This window comes from Sphingomonas sp. 2SG, assembly GCF_005503285.1.
GTDB lineage: Bacteria > Pseudomonadota > Alphaproteobacteria > Sphingomonadales > Sphingomonadaceae > Sphingomonas > Sphingomonas taxi.
This window is the reverse complement of the sequence record NZ_SCMZ01000064.1, coordinates 1-18,954: the sequence shown is the minus strand read 5'-3', so window position 1 is coordinate 18,954 and position 18,954 is coordinate 1. Positions and strand designations below refer to the sequence as shown.

Sequence of the window (18,954 nt, the reverse complement as noted above, 5' to 3'; positions counted from 1 at the left end):
GTGACGGGGGAATTGGGGGGTGGGGCCGAGACTCACGGGCCGCTGATCGTGTTTACGGGGCAGATGGATTACCGGCCGAACATTGAGGCGGTGGTTTGGTTCGCCCGCGACATCCTGCCGGACCTGCGGGTACGTTATCCCGGCGTCCGCTTCGCGATCGTGGGACGGGCGCCCACGCCAGCGGTGCAGGCGCTGGCGTCCGACGCCGTGATCGTCACCGGCGCGGTGGACGACGTGCGGCCGTGGCTGGCGGCGGCGGACGTGTGCGTCGCGCCGCTGCGGCTCGCGCGCGGTATCCAGAACAAGGTGCTCGAGGCGATGGCGATGGCGCGGCCGGTCGTCGCCTCCGTCGCTGCGGCCGAGGGGATCGATCACGGCGGCACGCTGCGTGTCGCCGACGATGCTGCGACGCATGTCGCGGCGATCTCGGCGCTGCTCGACGATCCGCACGCAGCGGCGGCGCTCGGTGCCGCGGCACGGGCGCGGGTGATCGCACGGTACGACTGGGCAGCACGGCTCGCGCCGCTCGATGCTCTGCTGGGGCTGGCGTGACCGGCGCACAATGGCGGCGGCATGCCATCGGGCTGGGGCTGGCGGCGGCGGCGATCCTGCTGCTGGTCCGCGACGACGTCGCGCGGCTGGTGTCGATCTGGTGGACGAGCACGACCTTCGGCCATTGCCTCTTCATCGGGCCGGTGATCGGTTGGCTGGTGTGGCAGCGGCGGCGCGAGCTGGCGGCGCTGACGCCGGTGGCGTGGTGGCCGGGGCTGGCGCTGGTCGCGGTCGGCGGGGCGGGGTGGCTGATGGGCGACGCCGGCTCGGTCAGCTTCGCGCGGCAACTGGGGCTGGTCGTCATGCTGCAGGGCGCGGTGGTGACGCTGCTCGGGCCGCAGGTGGCGCGCGGGCTCGCCTTTCCGCTCGGTTATGCGCTGTTCCTCGTGCCGTTCGGCGAGGAGATGGAGCCGCTGCTGCAAGCCGTGACGGTGCGGATGGTGATGCCGCTGCTGCATCTGGCCGGCGTGCCGGCGAGCTCGAACGGCGTGCTGATCCATGCGGGCCGCTATTGGTTCGAGGTCGCGGAGGCGTGTTCGGGCGCCAAGTTCGTCATCGCGATGCTCGCCTTCGGCGTGCTGGTCGCCGACGTCTGCTTCGTGTCGTGGCGGCGGCGGGCGTGGTTCCTGCTCGCCGCGCTGGTCGTGCCGGTGCTCGCCAACGGGCTGCGCGCGTTCGGGACGATCTATGCCGCGCATCTGACCAGCGTCGAGGCGGCGACGGGCTTCGATCATATCGTCTACGGCTGGCTGTTCTTCGGGCTGGTGATGGCGGCGGTGCTGGCGATCGGCTGGCGCTGGTTCGATCGCGCGCCCGATGCGCCGGCGTTCGATCCCGCCGCGCTGCCGCCGGTCGCCGGGGGACGGATGGGGCTCCCGATCGGCGTGCTGCTCACCGTGGCAGTGGCGGGCGTGTGGCCGATGTGGAGCGTAGGAATCGCGCATCGCGCGACACCGCTGCCCGCGCGCATCGCGCTGCCGCAGGTGGCGGGGTGGACGCGCGCGCCGCTCAGCCGACGGGCGCCGTGGATGCCATATTATCCGGGTGCCGACCATATGCTGTTCGGCCGTTATGCGCGTGGCGGCGCGGCGGTCGATCTGGGAATCGCGGTCTTCGGATCGCAGGGCGAGGGGCATAAGATCGGTGCTTTCGGCACCGGCGCGATCCGCGAGGAGGACCGCTGGGTGCGCGTCGCCGACGAAGCCCCGATCGCCGGCGGCAAGGCGATGCGGATCACCGCCGCCGGGCCGGTGGAGCGCGTCGTCGCGACATGGTACGTCGTCGGCGATACGGTAACGTCGGACGAGCGCGTGGTGAAGATCGAGACGATGAAGGCGAAATTGTTCGGCGGCACGCAGCGCGCGGTGGCGGTCCATCTCTCCGCGGAGGTGCTGCCCGGGCGCGATGCGCGCGCCGATATCGCCGCGCTGGCGGCGGCGCTCGGGCCGGTCGACGGCGTGAGCGATGCCGTCGTGGCGCCGCGCTGATGTGCGGCATCGCCGGTATCTTCCATCCCGAGACGCCCAAGCCGGTCGATCCGTCGCGGATCGCCGCGATGATCGCGGCGCAGGCGCATCGCGGGCCGGACGGCGAGGGGATCTGGACCGCACCCGGCGTCGGGTTCGGCCATCGCCGGCTGTCGATCATCGATCTCGACGGGTCGCCGCAGCCGATGCAGGCGGGCGCGCTGACGATCACCTATAACGGCGAGATCTACAATTTCGCCGAACTGCGCACCGAGTTGGAGCGCAAGGGCGCGCGCTTCGTCACCGAGGGCGATACCGAGGTGCTGCTGCACGGCTGGCGGGCGTGGGGGCCGGCGCTGCTCGACCGGCTCAACGGCATGTTCGCCTTCGCGCTGCACGATGCCGATCAGGGGACGCTGTTCCTCGCGCGTGACCGGATGGGGGTGAAGCCGCTCCATTACGTCGAACTGTCCGACGGCAGCCTCGCCTTCGCCTCGGAACTGAAGGGCCTGCTTGCGCATCCCTTGCTGCGGCGGGTGCCGGACGTCACCGCGGTCGAGGATTTCCTCGCTTATGGCTATGTGCCCGACGATGCCTGCCTCGTCGCGGGCGTCCGCAAGCTGCCCGCCGGCCATTTCCTCCACGTCCAGCGCTGGCAGGGCGTGCCGCGGCCGCGGCGCTGGTGGTCGCTGAGCTTCGCCGATCGCGCGGGCGGATCGGCCAAGGCGCTCGGCGAGGAATTGCTGGCGCGGATGCGCGACGGGGTGCGCAGCCGGATGGTCGCCGACGTGCCGCTCGGCGCCTTCCTGTCGGGCGGGGTCGACAGTTCGGCGGTGGTCGCGCTGATGGCGGAGGCGAGCAAGGCGGCGGTCAACACCTGCACGATCGGCTTCGACGAGGCGGGACACGACGAGCGCGTGCATGCCGCATTGGTGGCGCAGCGTTTCGCCACCGATCATCACGCGCAGGTGGTCCGGCCCGACGATTTCGCCCTAATCGACACGTTGGTCCATCATTTCGACGAGCCCTTCGCCGACGGCAGCGCGCTGGCGACCTATCAGGTCGCGGCGCTGGCACGGAAGAGCGTGACGGTGGCGTTGTCGGGCGACGGCGCCGACGAGATGCTGGCGGGCTATCGCCGCTACAGATTCCAGGCGGCGGAGGAACGGGTGCGCGGGATGCTGCCCGATCGGTGGCGGCGCGCGGCGTTCGGGACGCTCGGGCGCTATTACCCCAAGGCCGACTGGGCACCGCGACCGTTGCGCGCCAAGGCGACGTTGCTCGCGCTGGGGACGGACGGCGACGATGCCTATGCGCGCGCCGTGGGCGTGACCTCGCCCGAGCTGCGCGCGCAATTGCTGAGCGCGGAGGCGCGGCGGGTGCTCGGCGGGCATCGCGCCGAGGATCGCTACGTCGCGGCGATGCGGGCGGCGCCGGCGCGCGATGCGCTCGACCGCGCGCAATATGCCGACATGATGATCTGGCTACCCGGCGACATCCTCACCAAGGTCGATCGCACCAGCATGGCGGTGGGACTTGAGGCGCGCGAGCCGTTGCTCGACCACCGGCTGGTCGAATTCTGCGCGACGCTGCCGGCCGGCATGCGGCTGCACGGCGGCGAGGGCAAATGGCTGATGAAGCGCAGTCTCGAACGCCATCTGCCCAAGGAGATCCTCTATCGGCCAAAAATGGGGTTCGTGACGCCGATCAGCGCATGGTTCCGCGGCGCGCTGGCGGCGGAAGCGGAGGGACTGGCGCGGTCGCGGACGCTGGTGGAGAGCGGCTGGCTCGACATGGCGCAGGTCGCGAAACTCGCCGATGCGCACCGCAGCGGCCGCGCCGATCACGGCCGCACCCTGTGGCAGTTGCTGATGCTGGAGCGCAGCGCGAAACGGTTGTTCGGCTAGCTGCATTCCAAATCCGCCCCGTCACCCCGGACTTGTTCCGGGGTCCACTCTGCGGCGAGGAGATAGGCTTGATCCGACACCATTCTCTTGCGGCCGGGTGGACCCCGGAACGCGTCCGGGGTGACGAATCTGATGAGGAAGCCGATTAAAACTCATCACGATAGCCCTGCCCGCAAGGGGAGGAGAAAAAATCGAATGTCGATCCCGTCTAGCGCAGCTTGGCGATCGACAGATTGTCTTCCTTGGCGCGATCCTTGGTCGATTCCTCGCTGCGCTTGAGCGCCTTGGCGATCGCCTTGAGCGCCATGCCCTTCTTGGCGAACTGGTGGAGCTTCTGGATCTCGTCCTGCGTCCACGGCTGGCGGTGGCGTTCGAACACCTCACCCTTGGCCATCAGAACACCGCCATGACGGCGTGGAGGGTGAGCGCGGCGAGCGCGAGGCTGGAGGCGATGAAGAGCATGAAGCGAGGCCCTACCTTGTTCGTGGTCGCCTGTACCAGCGAATGTATGACGCGCAGGCCGACATAGGCCCAGGCGATCGCGGCGTTGACGCCGTTACCGGTGCCGCTGAGCGCGATCACCGTGCAGATCGCGTAGAACAGCGTCGGCTGTTCGTGGAGGTGGTTGTAATTGTGGGCCTTCCACTGCGCCTGGGGTGGCAGGCCGCGGTCGGCATCGGACGGCTTGGTGCCGACGAGCGTGCCGAGACGGAGGCCGGCGGCCTTCATCGCCGGCAGGCGGGTGGCGAGCATCCAGACCAGCATGACGAGCGTCCAGGCGACGAGCGCCGCCATCGGGCGCAGGATTTCCGACTGGATCATGTCAGCGTCCGGTGTTGATCTGGTGGACGAAGCGGAGCGGCGTGGCGATCGTTCCGGGGGTCTGCTTGCCGGCATCGACGACCTGCTGATCGATCACCATCAGCAATTCGGCGCCGCCGGCCGGGAGCTGACGTCCCTGCACTTCGGCATGCATGCGGATGCCGTTTCGCTCCGCATCGACCCCCGGTTGACTGGCGAAACCGCGATGGCTGGCGACGAACGGATCGACGGCGGCGTGATAGGGCGCAAGGTCGAGCGTGCCGACCGTGGATCGCGAGGCGCGGACAGAGCAGGCGTGATATGGCGGCAGTTCGAGCAGAACAGTGAACGTCTGGTCGCCGTCCGCGACGTTCCAACCCCGCCCCGGGTCGCCGCCGAGCGGGATCCTAACCTCATCCTCAGCCAACGGCTTGGCGCCTTTGCGGATCATCAGGGCGTCGAGCTCTGAGTCGATCGGAAAGGTCTTCAGGCAGGCCTCATCGTACAGCGTGGCCATGCGCGCAATGTCGGTCGCGTCCGGTGCGGCTCGGTCCTGCGCCGGCAAGAGTAGCGCCGCAAGCAGCATTAGCATGATCGGTTCTCCCCCGTCCTGCGAGGGAGTGTGACTTGCCAGATGCCCGGCGTACAGTGGATTTTGATGTCACGGAAAAGGGACGAGTTGCCTCGTCCCTTCCCATAGCCTTACTTGTCGAAGATCGCGCCCCAGCGGTGGATCGGGCGGTCCTTCCACAGGCCGCGGTGATAGGCGTCAGACGCCAGCAGCGGCATCACCGAGCCGGCCTCGGCGAACACCATCTGCTCGATACCGGTGTTGACCTTGCCCCAGCTCGCCGCTTCCTGCAGCGTCGAGGACGAGCAGGCGCCATCGCGGACGTCGGCGACGGTGATCTGCACCGCATATTTGTGGACCTGGACGTCGTCGTGGCCGAGGATCTCGGCGCAGACGACGGTGTCCTGGATGAAGTTCTTCGGCACGCCGCCGCCGATCATCAGCAGGCCGGTGGTGCCCGCCTGAATCTTGATCTCGGTCAGCTCGCGGAAGTCCGCCACCGCGTCGATCATCAGATACGGACGGCCCGCCTTGGCGGCATCGACCTGATGCTTGACGAGGCCGAAGCCCGCCGACGAATCGACGAACGCCGGGCAGAAGATCGGGACGTCATGCTCGTAGGCGAGCTTGACGAGGCTGTTGTCCTTCTTGCCGTGCTCGACGAGATACTTGCCCATCTCGCGGATGAAGGCGCGGCTCGAATAGGCGCGCGGCTCGAGGCTCTCGGCGATCTCGAAGATCGTGTGGTCGACGTTCTGGAGCGCTTCCTCGTCGATATACGTATCGTAGATACGGTCGATGTAGAGCGAGCGCAGCGTATCGTCGTCGGGGATCTCGAGCGCCTGATAATGCTTGTGGCCGAGCCCTTCGAAGAAATCCATGTCGACGATGGTCGCGCCGGTGGCGACGATGCCGTCGACCATGTTGTTGCGCACCAGCTCGGCATAGAGATCCATGCAGCCGCCCGCCGAGGTCGAACCGGCGATGACGAGGAAGATCGAGCAATCCTTGTCGGCCAGCATCTGGTTGTAGATGTTGGTCGCGCGGCCGAGGTCGCGGCTGGTGAAGCTCATGTCGGCCATCGCGTCGACGATCGGACGCGCGTCGAAGCTCTTGATGTCGATATGCTTGACCTGCTTCGAGAGCAGTTCGGCCTTGCGGTTGTCGTTGATCGGCGCGTTGGCGCCTGCGGTCTTGTTCAGCGTGTCGGTCATGGTTCGCCTTTGGCTATCCAGCCGTCGTCGTTCAACATTGGGGACGCGGAAACCCAGGGGCCGCCCCTCCCGCCGAAGCGGGAGGAGGGAAGACAATCGGTTATAGCGTTGGCGTTACAGCTTTACGACGTTGTTCGTGCGCACGTCGGCGATCTCGTCGTCAAGATAGACCGACAGCATCGGCTCATCGGACGCGACGACCGTGTCGCCGGTGCCGAAGCCGTTGAACGCGGTCCGCATCGCCGAGCCGTACGCGCCGAGCATGCCGATCTCGAAATAATCGCCGGCGACCGTATCCGCGGGCAGCGGGAACGGGCCCTGCATGTAATCGAGATCGTCGCAGGTCGGACCCCAGAAGGCGAAGTCCATGTCGCGCGCGTCCGAATCGGGCTCGCGGAGCAGTTGCACCGGATATTTCCAGCCGATGTGCGCCGCGTCGAACAACGTGCCGTAGGCGCCGTCGTTGATGTACAGCTCGGTGCCGCGGCGACGCTCGACGCGCACCACGACCGAGGCATATTCGGCGCTCAGCGACCGGCCCGGCTCGGCCCACAATTCGGCCGAATAGCTGATCGGCAGGCTCTCGAACGCGCGGTGGATCGTCTCGAAGAACCGCTCCAGCGGCGGCGGGGTCATGCCGGGATAGGCCGAGGGGAAGCCGCCGCCGACGTCGATGACGTCCACGGTCACGGCCGCCTCGACGATCGCCGCGCGCGCGCGCTCCATCGCATTGGTATAGGCGTCCGGCGACATCGTCTGGCTGCCGACGTGGAAGCAGATGCCGAGCGCGTCCGCGACCTGGCGGGTGGCGATCAGCAATTCCTTGCTCTCACCGGGACCGACGCCGAATTTGGAGCCCAGGCTGAGCTTGGCATATTCGGACGAGACGCGCAGGCGCACGCAGAGCGTGAGGTCGGCGGCGCCGTCGGTCGCACGGACGATCTTCGCCAGCTCTTCCATGCTGTCGAGCGAGAACGTCTTCACGTCGTGGACGAAATACGCCTCGGCGATCGCCTCTTCCGACTTGACCGGATGCATGAAGCAGCAGGTCGCCTCCGGCAGCGTCGCCTTGACCAGGCGCACTTCCGCGATCGATGCCGTATCGTAATGCGTGATGCCATTGTCCCAGAGGACCTTGAGCAGGTCCGGGCTGGGGTTCGCCTTCACGGCATACATCGAGCGGCCCGGAAACTTCTCGACGAAGAAGCGGGCGGCGCGCGCAGCGGCGTGCGGGCGAACGAGCGTGACCGGATCGACCGGTCGGCTCTTGGCGATGTCGATGCCCGTGCGGCTAACGGCGGAACGGGCGGTCGAGAGGGGCGCTAACCCCAGCGCGCTATGGTGCTTGGCCAATTCAAGGGACCTCCAATTGCCTTTCGGCATACGGTGACAAAAGCTGCCTTGCGGTTGGAAGTCCCATGGGGCAGCGGAGGCGCGATCTATGGTCGTCCGACCCCCATGTAAAGTGGGTTAGCGTAGGAAAGGACGAAAAGTGACGTTTTTGCGACGACCGACGCGCGCCGGGGTGCGCGACGCGGCCGAAAAGATCGCCAGAATCCTGCCGCCGACGCCACTTTATGTGCGCCAAATCAACGGCTTGGAGGTGGCGTTCAAGGCGGAGTCGCTGCAGCCGATCGGGGCGTTCAAGATTCGCGGCGCCTGGCATCGGCTCACCGCATTGGACGAGGATGCGCGGCGGCGCGGGGTGGTCGCCTTCTCCTCGGGGAATCACGCGCAGGGGATCGCCTGGGCGGCGCGGCGGCTGGGCATCGCCGCGACGATCGTGATGCCCGCGGATGCGCCGCACGCCAAGCTGGCGGCGACGCTGGCGCTCGGTGCCGAAGTGGTGCGCTACGATCGCGCCACCGAGAGCCGCGAAGGCATCGCTGCCCGACTCGCCGAAGCGCGCGGCGCGACGCTGGTGCCGAGCTTCGACGATCCGTGGATCATCGAGGGACAGGGCAGCGCGGGGATCGAGGCGGCGGCGCAGATGGCGGCGCTGGGGCTGGGCGTTCCGGCTCGCGTCGTCGTACCCTGCGGCGGCGGCGGGCTGGCGGCCGGGCTCGCGCTGGCGCTCAAGGACAGCGCGGTGACGGTCGTCGAGCCCGAGGGCTGGGACGACATGCGCCGCTCGCTGGAGGCGTCGTGGATCGAGCCGGTCGGCCCCAATCCGCCGCCGACCGCCTGCGATGCCTTGCAGACGCAGCGCGTGTCGCCGCTGACCTTCGACGTGCTGTCGCGGCGCGATGCGACCGGCGTGGCGGTGAGCGAGGCGGAGACCGCGGCGGCGCAGCGCTGGGCGGCGGAGAATTTGCGGCTGGTGATCGAGCCGGGTGGCGCGGTGGCGCTGGCAGCGGTGCTCGCGGGCAAGGTCGCGGCGGAGCCGGGGCTGCTGGTGATCCTGTCGGGCGGCAACGTCGACATCGACGCTTATGCGCGGGCGGTCGGGTAGCGCGCTATACGGTCTTGCGCGCGCATTGCCTCGACATTGCAGGCGGTGAGAGGCAGATTATCGTAATGCAAGCGCTTCTCGGATCGATCGCCAACGCTGCCCCGGCCATCGCCATGCTCGGCTGCTTCGCCTGCCTGATCGGCGGTGGCGCGCTGCTCGCCCGCGGCGGGGATCGCCGGAAGGCCATCCTGTTGCTGGTGATGGCGGCGGTATTGCTCGGCAATGTGGTGATCTGGCAATTTTAACGGCCGAGTCGCCGGGCATGCGCGTCGACCGTCGACGATAAGAGCAAAGATAGAATCTCCCGATATCAACCACGTCGGCGGTCTGTTGCCAGCGCACCAAAATACGCATTTGCTTTGTTGGAAAATGTTGCTGATATGTTCCTGCCGTAACCGGAAGGGGCGGCGGGATGCAACTATCGACGAGTGAGAAACGGCAGGCATTTTCATGGTGGCTGAGGACGGGCCGCCTGCCGACCGTCAGGTCGGCGGCGGGGCTGGAGCTCAAGTTCAACCCCTATCACGATCCGAAAGACGGCCGATTCACCTTCGGTCCCGGAGGGGCTGGGTCCGTCGCCGCTTATGGCGAAGGGCAAGGGCCACGAATGGGGCGCGGCGGCAACAGCCGGGCGTTCGAAGACCCTATGACGGTGGAGCAGGCGTTTCCCGAGATCAATGATCCTGCGCTGAAAACATTCGCTGCAATCACCGGGCCATTATTAGACATCGTCGGGCCAGCCGCTGAAGCGCAAATCCAAGTACTCGATCGGCACTCGAAGGAGGTGCTTAGCGATATAAAGAGATTAGACCCGAATTTCGTTTATCAGTACATGAACTCGGGTCACCCCAGCGTCGAAGGGAGCGCCAACAGGCTTGACGATCTGTTAATGTGGCAAGCCGCGACGCATGCAAGGGTTTTAGCCGACTACGCGCCGCTGCGCGCACAGATGATCCGTCGGGTGCAGCGAGAGGTGGATAAAGCTTATAAAGAAGGATTGGAGCGGCTTAATAAGGGAACGCTAAAAAATCGTGGTGTGAACAACGGCATGAAATTAGGAAATTTCATAGATGTTCACGTGAGAGAAAACATTCGAGAAACGTTAAATCAATATGGTATAAAAATGTCTAGCAATGGAATGGTGCGAGTCAATCGGCGGGAATATGTAACATCGAAAGGCTCGTACGGTCTGCCAGATATTCGGATTGCTGATACCTATATTGAAGTCAGTATAACTAGAAAAACGATGGCCGATGAGCAACTACGGCGTTTTTCTGAAACCAGTCCAAAGCCACGCTATATCGTTGTCGTCACCCCCAGCGGTACGCATCCTAACCATACATATGTCATAAAGCAGTGAGGCAATATGGAACCGCAACGCAAGGAAGGCGGGCGTTTGTACGTCCCCCAACAGTTGAGCGAAATCCAAGATTTCCTGATCTGCACGATGGCGGCGGCGCCGTATTTCAACGAGGTGACGTTCTACGGCTATCATCGATCGATCGATAACCAGTTTGCAAGTATTGAACTGGGGCTAGCCGCCGTCGCGGATAAGGTCGGCGAAGAGCGCTACCGGACGGTTCTCGCTGATGCGGATGAAGCCAAATCACTGTTTCTAGCCGATCCCGACGACACGAATGGCAAGACGGCCGAGGGATGCGACAAGCTCATGGCGATCTATGACATCCTCGAAGAGGTGCGGGGCGAACGATATCACGCCGGCATTCTCGATTTCGAGGGTCTACTGACCGGCGACTGATCGAGACGAGTGACCGCCAGCGTGGCCGGGACCGCATCAGCGTGCGGTCCCGGCGTCGATGTCACCGGATCGGCGAATTCGGGTCGAGCCGCATGTCGAGGTACTTGTCGACCGAGCGCATCAGCTCCGGCGTCTCGTTCTCGAAGAAGTGGTTCGCCTTCGGGATCGTGTCGTGATGGATGGTGATGTGCTTCTGGGTGCGCAGCTTGTCGACGAGCTTCTGCGTCGCGCCCGGGGTGGCGACCTCGTCGGCCTCGCCCTGGATGATGATGCCCGAGGAGGGGCAGGGCGCCAGGAACGAGAAGTCGAACATGTTCGCGGGCGGCGCGATCGAGATGAAGCCGCGGATTTCGGGACGGCGCATCAGCAGCTGCATGCCGATCCACGCGCCAAAGCTGACCCCGGCGATCCAGGTGGTCGACGCCTCCGGATGGAAGCTCTGCACCCAATCGAGCGCGCTCGCCGCGTCGGACAGTTCGCCGATGCCGTTGTCGAACGTCCCCTGGCTCTTGCCGACGCCGCGGAAGTTGAAGCGCAGCGTCGCGAAACCGCGGCGCTGAAAGGTCTTGTAGAGCTCCTGCACGATGCGGCTGTTCATCGTGCCGCCGGCGGCGGGGTGCGGATGCAGGATCATCGCCACCGGTGCGCGCGGACGGGGAGCGGGCGCGAAACGGCCTTCGAGACGGCCTTCGGGGCCGGGAAAAATGACTTCGGGCATGGGTCTCGCCACGTAAGAAGGGGCGCGCTGTGCAGCGCAGAACGTTGCGCGCTATATAGGCGTCGGGCTCCGACACGCAATTGGAACGAATCCTGTCCCAACGTCTCTATCTGGATCACGCCGCCACCACGCCGATGACCGATGCCGCACGCGCGGCCGTCGTCGACGGATTGGTGCGCTGGGCGAACCCGTCGTCGCCGCACGCCGAGGGGCGCGCGGCGCGGGCGGCGCTGGAGGCGGCGCGACGCGCCATCGCCGCGGCGTACGGCTGGCGGGGCGAGACGCTGCTGACCAGCGGCGCGAGCGAATCGCTTTCGGTCGCCCTGGGGCGGACGACGCTGCCGCGGCGGATCGTCACCGCGGTGGAACATGATGCGGTACTGCGCGCCGGCGGCGATGCCGCCGTGGCGCCGGTGGGTGCGGACGGGATCGTCGATCTGGCGGCGCTCGCGGCACTGCTCGCGGCGGGCCCTGCGCTGGTCTGCGTGCAATGGGCGAACAGCGAGACGGGGGTGCGCCAGCCGCTGGCACCGATCGCGGCGCTGGTGCGCGACGCCGGCAGCCGATTGCTGGTCGATGCCGCGCAGATGCCGGCGTCCGTCGAACTGGCGGGGGTGGCGGATATGGTGGCGCTGTCGGCGCACAAGCGCGGCGGCCCGCCGGGGATCGGCGCGCTGCTGGTGCGCGATCTCGCGCTGCTGCATCCCAGCGGCGGGCAGGAGCGCGGCTATCGACCGGGGACGGAGAACCTGCCCGGCGCGCTCGGCTATGCCGCGGCGCTCGGCGAGGCGGAGCCGGACCATGGCGCGCTGCGCGCCCGGCTCGACGATGCGATCCTGCGGTCGGGGGGTGAGATCGTCGCCGCCGACAGTCCGCGTCATCCGGCGATCGGATCGTATCGTCTGCGCGGGGTCGCGGCGGCGGCGCAGCTCATCCTGCTCGACAGCGCCGGCTTCGCGGTCTCGGCGGGCAGCGCCTGTTCGAGCGGCAGCATGAAGCCGAGCCATGTGCTCGGCGCGATGGGCTGGGACGCGGCCGCCGGGCGCGAGGTGATCCGGGTGAGCTTCGGGCGCACCACAAGCGAGGCGGACGTCGACGCCTTCGTCGCGGCGTGGCGGCAGATGGCGAAGACGTCGCGGCGCGCGGCATGATCTATCTCGATTATCAGGCGACGACGCCGCTCGCCTCCGAAGCCTTGGCGGCGATGCTGCCATGGCTCGAATCGCAACATGCCAATCCGCATTCGCTACATCGGCCGGGCCGCGCCGCCCGGGCGACGGTCGAGGTCGCGCGCGATGCGGTGGCGGCGCTCGCGCCGGCGGGGGGCGCGCTCAGCTTCACCAGCGGCGCGACCGAGGCGCTCAACTGGGCGATCAAGGGGACCGGCGGCGCGATCGTCACGCTGGCGACCGAACATGCCGCGGTGCTCGACACCGTTGCGGCGGAGGCGGCCCGTGGACGGCAGGTGACGGTGCTGCCGGTCGGCGACGACGGGCTGGTCGACCTCGATCGGGCCGCGGCGGCGATCGGGCCGGGGGTGGGACTGGTCGCGGCGATGCTGGTCAATAACGAGATCGGCGTGATCCAACCGATCGCGGCGCTCGCCGAACTGGCGCATGCGGCCGGCGCGCTGATGCTGTGCGATGCGGTGCAGGGCTATGGGCGTATGCCGGTGCCGGCGGGATGCGATCTGATCGCGGTGTCGGCGCACAAGCTGCATGGGCCGAAGGGGATCGGAGGCTTGTGGATTCGCGACGGCGTGACGCTGGCGCCGCTGATCCACGGCGGCGGGCAGGAGGCGGCAGGACGCTCGGGGACGCTATCGCCTGCGCTGTGCGCGGGTTTCGGTGCCGCGGCGCGGCTGATGGCGGAGCGGGCTGCGGCCGATGCCGCGCATGTCGACCGGCTTTGGGCGATCGCGACCGCGGCGCTGGCGGGATGGGACGTCAACGGGTCGGTGACGCGGCGGTATCGCGGCAATCTCAACGTGCGACGCGACGGGCTCGACGTGGCGCGGCTGATGAGCGACTGTCGCGATCTCGCGTTTTCGGCGGGATCGGCGTGTGCGAGCGGCTCGGGGCGGTCGAGCCATGTGCTGCGCGCGATTGGCCTGACCGAGGCGCAGGCGCGGTCGAGTATCAGGCTCGGTTTCGGGCGCTATACCGGCGAGGACGCGCTGCGGGACGGACTGGCGGCCATCGTCGCGGCAGCGGCTCGGCAGGGGGGAATGGCATGATTCGCGTGGTGTTCGTCGATCCGGATGGCCGCAGCCGACAGGCGGAAGGCGCCGAGGGCGCCCGATTGCTCGATCTCGCGCAGGCGGATGGACATCCGCTGGAAGGGACGTGCAACGGCGACATGGCCTGTGCGACCTGCCACGTCGTCATCGCCGCGGAGGATTTCGCCCGCATGCCGGCGGCGCGCGAGGAGGAGGAGGATCTGCTCGATCTGGTCCCCGCCGCGTCGCGGACGAGTCGGCTCGCCTGCCAGGTGCGGCTGACCGCGGCGCTCGACGGGCTGACGGTGCGTCTGCCCTGACGGGGTGGCGGGGCAGCGATCCTGACATTTTCACAACCGCGGGTTCAGATCGCATGCATGGCGCCCACGCCATGGTGCGGACATGCCCGATGTCGGGCGTGTGAGGAGTAACCCCATGAAGCTCATTGCTTTGTTCAGCGCCGCGGCGCTCGCTGCCGGCACCTTGATGACCGCCGCGCCCGCCGAGGCGCAGCGCTACGGCTACGATCGCGGCTATCACCGCGGGTACGATCACCGCGGCTACGACCGGCGCGACGACCGCCGCTGGCGCGATGGTCCGCGTTTCCACGGGCGCGGCTACGATCGTGGTCGCGGTTATGGCTATGGCCGGGGTTATGGCGGCGGTTACGGGCGGGGCTATGGCCGCGGTTATGGTCGCGGCCGCGTCGTCTGCCGTGTGCATCGCGGCTATTACGGACCGCAGCGGCGCTGTTTCACCGTCTATCGCTAAAGCGGCCGGCGGCTGGCGGGGCGATCCGCCGGCCGTGAAACATCGTTAACGGCAAAGCGTTCTTGCTGCGACGCAACACGAACGTTTATGGTGCCGCCGATGACCCAGACCGAAGCCGCGACTGCCGCACCGACGGGACCGGTGCCGACGATGTTCGAAGCGATCGTGCGCCTGCTGACCGTGACCGCCACCTACAACAAGGGGACGGTGACGATCGCGCCGCATATTCTCTACACGCGCCATGGCGAGATCTACGTCGACGCGGTGACGGTGGAGCGCGACGGCAAGCCGCCGCGCGAGGAGAAGGTCGGCACGTTCAAGATGGACGGACTCGGCGAGCCGACGCTGACCGACAAGGCGTTCGCACCGAGCAGCCTGTTCGAGCCCGAAGCCGAGAAATATGCCGGCGTGACGCTGATGGCGGTCGAACGGGCCTGACCGTTCGACCGCCGCTCGCTCAGCGGCAGCGCACCTGCGCCTGATTCTGGTCGATCGCCTTGCCGGCGAGCGCGCCGACCGCTCCGCCAAGCAACGTGCCGACGATCCGGCTGTGGCCGCCGTCGATGACGTTGCCGAGGATGCCGCCCGCCGCACCGCCGGCGATGAGGCCGGTCGTGCCGTCGCTGCGCTTGCAATAATAGCGGCCGTCATTGCCCGCATAGACGCGGTCGTTGGGGCTCAGCACGCGCTCCTGCGCGCCCGGACGATAGTAGCGGGCGGGATCGTAGCCGTTTTCGTACCGGTCGTCGTCACGATCGTCGTAGCGCTGGTCGTCATAGCCGCCCGGCACCGGCGCCTGGCGATAGCCGCCCGGGCCCGGCGTGCCGCGCAGCGCGCGATAGCGGTCGAATTCGGAACGGTAGCGCGCCATCTCGGCATCGAACCGCTGTTGCGCGGCGGCGAAGCGGGCGTCGTCGGCGGCGGACTGGGCGACCGCCGGGGCGGTTGCGGCGAGGCTCGCGCAGACCGCGGCGGACAGCAGAAGGGACCTGAACATCGGGATGATCCTCTAAGGGACCCGTGGAGTCGGGTCCGCAACGATCATAATCCGATCCGACCTTGGCGGTTCCTGAACGACCCTCACCCGATCGTGACGAAACTGTCCATCACGCGCTTGCGGCCCGCCGCCTCGAAGTCGATCTCGAGCTTGTTGCCCTCGATCTCGGCGATCGCGCCATAGCCGAACTTCTGGTGGAAGACGCGCAGGCCGACCGAAAGGTCGCTGCGCCCCTTGTTGCCGATGCTGACCGCGCTCGACCGGCTTTCGACGATGCGCGTCGGGGCGGTCGAAAAGCCCGAGCCGCTGCCCGCCGCGCGCTGCCAGCCGGGACCGCGCCCGGTGCCGCGACCGACGTCGGCGAAGGGGTCGGCGCGTTCGCTCCAGTTCGCGCGCCACAGGCTCTCGCCACCCGACATCGTCGTCTCGGCATCGGTATGTTCGGGGGGCAGTTCGCCGACGAAGCGGCTCGGGATGCTGGACGTCCACTGGCCATAGATGCGGCGGTTGGCGGCGTGGAGGATCGTCGCGCGCCGCCGCGCGCGGGTGATCGCCACATAGGCGAGGCGGCGTTCCTCCTCGAGGCTCTTGGTGCCGCCCTCGTCGAGCGAGCGCTGCGACGGGAACAGCCCCTCCTCCCAGCCGACGAGAAAGACGGTGTCGTATTCGAGACCCTTGGCGGCGTGGATCGTCATGATCGTCACCTGCGGGTCCTGGACGCCGCCCTCCTTGTCCATGACGAGGCTGACATGTTCGAGGAAGGCGCCGAGCGATTCATATTCCTCCATCGCGCGGACGAGTTCGGACAGGTTCTCGAGCCGGCCGGCGGCGTCGACCGATTTCTCGGCCTGCCACATTGCCGTATAGCCGCTCTCGTCGAGCAACTGGCGGGCGAGCTCGGCATGTGGCAGGTCGCGCGCCATGTCGCGCCAGCGGGCGATGTCGCCGACGAGATTACCGAGCGCGCGGCGCGCCTGCGGGGTCAGTTCGTCGGTGTCGAGGATGCGCGCCGCGGCGATGGTCAGCGGTATGCCCTCGATCCGGGCGAGCTGGTGGATCTTGGCGAGTGCCTTGTCGCCGAGACCGCGCTTGGGGACGTTGACGATCCGTTCGAAGGCGAGATCGTCGGACGGCTGATTGACGATGCGCAGATAAGCGAGCGCGTCGCGGATCTCGGCGCGTTCGTAGAAGCGGAAGCCGCCGATGATGCGATAGGGCATGCCGATCGCGATGAAACGATCCTCGAATTCGCGAGTCTGATGCTGCGCGCGGACGAGGATGGCCACCTCGTCGAGGCTCTTGCCGCTGCGCTGTGCCGCCTCGATCTCCTCGCCGACGCGGCGCGCCTCCTCGGGGCCGTCCCAGACGCCGAGCACGCGCACCTTCTCGCCCGCGTCGAGTTCGGTCCACAAAGTCTTGCCGAGCCGGCCGCCGTTGTTGGCGATGACGCCCGAGGCGGCGCCGAGGATATGCGGGGTCGAGCGATAATTCTGCTCGAGCCGGATCACCTTCGCGCCCGGAAAGTCCTTCTCGAACTTGAGGATGTTCTCGACCTGCGCGCCGCGCCACGAATAGATCGACTGGTCGTCGTCGCCGACGCAGGCAATGTTCTTGCGCGCCTGCGCGAGCAGGCGCAGCCAGAGATACTGGACGACGTTGGTGTCCTGATATTCGTCGACCATGATGTACTTGAACCGCTCTTGGTACATTTTGAGCACCTCGGGATAGGTCTTCAGCACGGTCAGCATGTGCAGCAGCAAATCGCCGAAATCGCAGGCGTTGAGGGCCTTCAACCGCTCCTGATATTGCGCGTAGAGTTCGCCGCCGCGGCCGTTGGCATAGCGTTCGCTCTCGCCAGCATCGATATCGGCGGGGACCAGCCCCTTGTTCTTCCAGTCGTCGATCAGCCCGGCGAGACTGCGCGCGGGGAAGCGCTTCTCGTCGAGATCGGCGGCGACGATCAACTGCTTCAGCAGGCGGAGCTGGTCGTCGGTATCGAGGATGCTGAAATTGCTCTGCAACCCGACCAGCTCGGCGTGGCGGCGCAGCATCTTGGCGCCAATCGCATGGAAGGTGCCGAGCCACGGCATGCCCTCGACCGCGTCGCCGACGAGCCGGCCGACGCGCTCGCGCATCTCGCGCGCCGCCTTGTTGGTAAAGGTGACGCTGAGAATCTCCGACGGCCACGCCTTGCGCGTCCACAGCAGATGCGCGAGCCGGGCGGTGAGCGCGGCGGTCTTGCCGGTGCCGGCACCGGCGAGCATCAGCACCGGGCCTTCGGTGGTCAGGACCGCGTCACGCTGCGGCGGGTTGAGCCCCTTGAGATAGGGCGGGTCCTGCAAGGCGTTGGCGGGGGCGCTGAGATCGGTCACCGGCGAACAGGTAGGGAACGGCGCGCGAGCGGGCAAGTCCGATCGGCCACCGGTCGTCATCAAGGCGACACCGGCATGTAACGCATGCGTAACGACCGACTGCTAGGGCGACCCCGCCGGCGGAATGGTCGGCTTCGTCCAGCCGGCGCCCGGGAGGCGCGCGGGGATCGAGCCGGCTCGCCGCGGCGAGTCCGATTTGTAGGAGTGTCATCATGAAGACGTCGCATCACGCCGCCATCGCGGCGGTCGCCTTGTCGTGCCTGTTCGCCGCGGTTCCGGGCGCCGCCATCGCTGCGGAGCGCGAGCCGGTGCAGGTCAAGGTGTCGGCCAAGGGGCTCGACCTGCGCAGCGAATCGGGCCGGCGGTCGCTGCAAGGCCGCATCGTCCGCGCGGTGCGCGCGGCGTGCATCCCCAATCGTGCGACGCTGGAGATGCGGCTCGACGCGCTGCGTTGCGTCAGGGAGATGCGCGACGACGGCACGCGCCAGCTCGCGGCACGGGCGGGCGACGTCCGACTCGCCGGTCTGCACGACGCCGATCGTTCGAAATAAGGCTTTCGCTCGGCGGCGCCGCGCTTGCCGGCGCGTCGCGACAAGTGGTCAAGTCCATGAAAAATCGGGGCAGCCGCAAAGCGACCGCCCCGTAGTTCAGGGAGGGTCGGCCGACAGGGGAGGCGACCGACACGTCGCTACCCACAGGGGGAGAGGAGCAGCGACCATCTCTGTCTAGGCGTGGATTGTTGCGAACGGATTTCACAACTGTTGCCCGCGACGATTTTTTCGCGATTAGAGTGACCGCATGCCTTCGCCGTCCGCCACGCCGCCCGCGCCCGCCTCCGCCCGACGCATCCTGACCGCCAGCCTGGTCGGCACCGCGGTCGAGTTCTACGATTTTTACATCTACGCCACCGCCGCCGCTTTGGTGTTCGGCGAATTGTTCTTCCCTGCCGAGAGCAAGACCGCGCAGCAGATGCTGAGCTTCGCCAGCTTCGGCCTCGCGTTCATCGCGCGGCCGGTGGGCGCGATCGTGTTCGGTCATTTCGGCGACCGCGTCGGCCGCAAGTCGACGCTCGTCGCCAGCCTGATGCTGATGGGCGGGTCGACCGTCGCGATCGCCTTCCTGCCGACCTACGATCAGGTCGGCTGGGTCGCGCCGT

At 67.4% G+C, this 18,954-nt stretch carries 22 protein-coding genes; 14 read left to right on the top strand and 8 right to left on the bottom strand.

Going from position 1 to position 18,954, the window contains the following annotated elements; all coding sequences use genetic code 11:
- From FFS23_RS18085 to FFS23_RS18075, 3 genes are all read left to right on the top strand, one after another.
- Window positions 1-552 (top strand): glycosyltransferase (locus FFS23_RS18085; RefSeq protein WP_137899692.1); only part of this gene is annotated, 552 nt, incomplete at its 5' end.
- Window positions 549-2,039, top strand: coding sequence for an exosortase A (xrtA, locus tag FFS23_RS18080; protein WP_137899691.1), 1,491 nt, complete (start codon window positions 549-551; stop codon window positions 2,037-2,039). The genes FFS23_RS18085 and xrtA, both read left to right, overlap by 4 nt.
- The gene (locus FFS23_RS18075) at window positions 2,039-3,925 is read left to right on the top strand and encodes an XrtA/PEP-CTERM system amidotransferase (RefSeq protein ID WP_137899690.1); all 1,887 of its coding nucleotides are present in this window, start codon (window positions 2,039-2,041) and stop codon (window positions 3,923-3,925) included. The genes xrtA and FFS23_RS18075 overlap by 1 nt, the downstream gene beginning before the upstream one ends.
- Window positions 3,926-4,133: 208 nt before the next feature.
- Here the strand turns inward: FFS23_RS18075 and FFS23_RS18070 are convergent, their stop codons facing one another.
- The 5 genes from FFS23_RS18070 to FFS23_RS18050 all read right to left on the bottom strand — a co-directional run bounded on the left by FFS23_RS18070 (window position 4,134) and on the right by FFS23_RS18050 (window position 7,864).
- Window positions 4,134-4,319 carry a hypothetical protein gene (locus FFS23_RS18070; RefSeq protein WP_137899689.1) on the bottom strand — a complete coding sequence of 62 codons (186 nt, stop codon included), beginning with the start codon at window positions 4,317-4,319 and terminating at the stop codon, window positions 4,134-4,136.
- The gene (locus FFS23_RS18065; protein ID WP_137899695.1) at window positions 4,319-4,744 is read right to left on the bottom strand and encodes an MAPEG family protein; all 426 of its coding nucleotides are present in this window, start codon (window positions 4,742-4,744) and stop codon (window positions 4,319-4,321) included. The genes FFS23_RS18070 and FFS23_RS18065 overlap by 1 nt, the downstream gene beginning before the upstream one ends.
- A gap of 4 nt (window positions 4,745-4,748) precedes the next feature.
- Entirely contained in the window at window positions 4,749-5,243 is a 495-nt protein-coding gene (locus FFS23_RS18060; protein ID WP_137899688.1) for an NMCC_0638 family (lipo)protein, read from the bottom strand.
- A gap of 185 nt (window positions 5,244-5,428) precedes the next feature.
- Complete coding sequence (locus FFS23_RS18055) at window positions 5,429-6,511, bottom strand: 1,9-bis(guanidino)-5-aza-nonane synthase (protein WP_137899687.1); 1,083 nt, start codon at window positions 6,509-6,511, stop codon at window positions 5,429-5,431.
- 114 nt (window positions 6,512-6,625) lie between these two features.
- Window positions 6,626-7,864: a type III PLP-dependent enzyme domain-containing protein gene (locus FFS23_RS18050; protein WP_249340749.1), complete on the bottom strand. Its 1,239-nt coding sequence runs from the start codon at window positions 7,862-7,864 to the stop codon at window positions 6,626-6,628.
- A 139-nt stretch (window positions 7,865-8,003) separates the two neighbouring features.
- Between FFS23_RS18050 and FFS23_RS18045 the strand changes: the two genes are divergently transcribed.
- From FFS23_RS18045 to FFS23_RS18030, 4 genes are all read left to right on the top strand, one after another.
- Window positions 8,004-8,963, top strand: a complete 960-nt coding sequence (locus FFS23_RS18045) for a threonine ammonia-lyase (protein ID WP_249340748.1) — start codon at window positions 8,004-8,006, stop codon at window positions 8,961-8,963.
- A gap of 65 nt (window positions 8,964-9,028) precedes the next feature.
- A complete protein-coding gene (locus FFS23_RS18040) occupies window positions 9,029-9,208 on the top strand; it encodes a hypothetical protein (protein WP_038659677.1) in 180 nt (59 codons plus the stop codon).
- A gap of 167 nt (window positions 9,209-9,375) precedes the next feature.
- Window positions 9,376-10,323, top strand: coding sequence for a hypothetical protein (locus FFS23_RS18035; RefSeq protein WP_137899685.1), 948 nt, complete (start codon window positions 9,376-9,378; stop codon window positions 10,321-10,323).
- A gap of 6 nt (window positions 10,324-10,329) precedes the next feature.
- Window positions 10,330-10,722, top strand: coding sequence for a hypothetical protein (locus FFS23_RS18030; RefSeq protein ID WP_137899684.1), 393 nt, complete (start codon window positions 10,330-10,332; stop codon window positions 10,720-10,722).
- 61 nt (window positions 10,723-10,783) lie between these two features.
- Here FFS23_RS18030 and FFS23_RS18025 read toward each other — a convergent pair whose 3' ends face one another.
- Window positions 10,784-11,440 carry an alpha/beta hydrolase gene (locus FFS23_RS18025; protein ID WP_038659670.1) on the bottom strand — a complete coding sequence of 219 codons (657 nt, stop codon included), beginning with the start codon at window positions 11,438-11,440 and terminating at the stop codon, window positions 10,784-10,786.
- Between the two features lie 134 nt (window positions 11,441-11,574).
- On the opposite strand from FFS23_RS18025, the gene FFS23_RS18020 reads away from it, so the two are divergent.
- From FFS23_RS18020 to FFS23_RS18000, 5 genes are all read left to right on the top strand, one after another.
- A complete protein-coding gene (locus FFS23_RS18020; RefSeq protein ID WP_249340747.1) occupies window positions 11,575-12,591 on the top strand; it encodes an aminotransferase class V-fold PLP-dependent enzyme in 1,017 nt (338 codons plus the stop codon).
- Window positions 12,588-13,676 carry a cysteine desulfurase family protein gene (locus tag FFS23_RS18015; protein ID WP_137899693.1) on the top strand — a complete coding sequence of 363 codons (1,089 nt, stop codon included), beginning with the start codon at window positions 12,588-12,590 and terminating at the stop codon, window positions 13,674-13,676. Before FFS23_RS18020 ends, FFS23_RS18015 begins: the two co-directional genes overlap by 4 nt.
- Window positions 13,673-13,978, top strand: coding sequence for a 2Fe-2S iron-sulfur cluster-binding protein (locus FFS23_RS18010; protein ID WP_137899682.1), 306 nt, complete (start codon window positions 13,673-13,675; stop codon window positions 13,976-13,978). The genes FFS23_RS18015 and FFS23_RS18010 overlap by 4 nt, the downstream gene beginning before the upstream one ends.
- Window positions 13,979-14,093: 115 nt before the next feature.
- On the top strand, window positions 14,094-14,429 hold the full coding sequence (locus FFS23_RS18005; protein ID WP_137899681.1) for a hypothetical protein: 336 nt from the start codon (window positions 14,094-14,096) through the stop codon (window positions 14,427-14,429).
- A 99-nt stretch (window positions 14,430-14,528) separates the two neighbouring features.
- A complete protein-coding gene (locus tag FFS23_RS18000; protein ID WP_081974524.1) occupies window positions 14,529-14,867 on the top strand; it encodes a hypothetical protein in 339 nt (112 codons plus the stop codon).
- 19 nt (window positions 14,868-14,886) lie between these two features.
- On the opposite strand, the gene FFS23_RS17995 is transcribed toward FFS23_RS18000, so the two are convergent.
- Together FFS23_RS17995 and FFS23_RS17990 are read right to left on the bottom strand one after the other, a co-directional pair.
- Window positions 14,887-15,426, bottom strand: coding sequence for a glycine zipper 2TM domain-containing protein (locus tag FFS23_RS17995; RefSeq protein WP_137899680.1), 540 nt, complete (start codon window positions 15,424-15,426; stop codon window positions 14,887-14,889).
- An 83-nt stretch (window positions 15,427-15,509) separates the two neighbouring features.
- Entirely contained in the window at window positions 15,510-17,798 is a 2,289-nt protein-coding gene (locus FFS23_RS17990) for an ATP-dependent helicase (RefSeq protein WP_137899679.1), read from the bottom strand.
- 212 nt (window positions 17,799-18,010) lie between these two features.
- On the opposite strand from FFS23_RS17990, the gene FFS23_RS17985 reads away from it, so the two are divergent.
- The gene (locus FFS23_RS17985) at window positions 18,011-18,349 is read left to right on the top strand and encodes a UrcA family protein (RefSeq protein WP_137899678.1); all 339 of its coding nucleotides are present in this window, start codon (window positions 18,011-18,013) and stop codon (window positions 18,347-18,349) included.
- Between the two features lie 247 nt (window positions 18,350-18,596).
- A partial coding sequence (locus tag FFS23_RS17980) for an MFS transporter (RefSeq protein ID WP_137899677.1) occupies window positions 18,597-18,954 on the top strand: 358 nt, incomplete at its 3' end.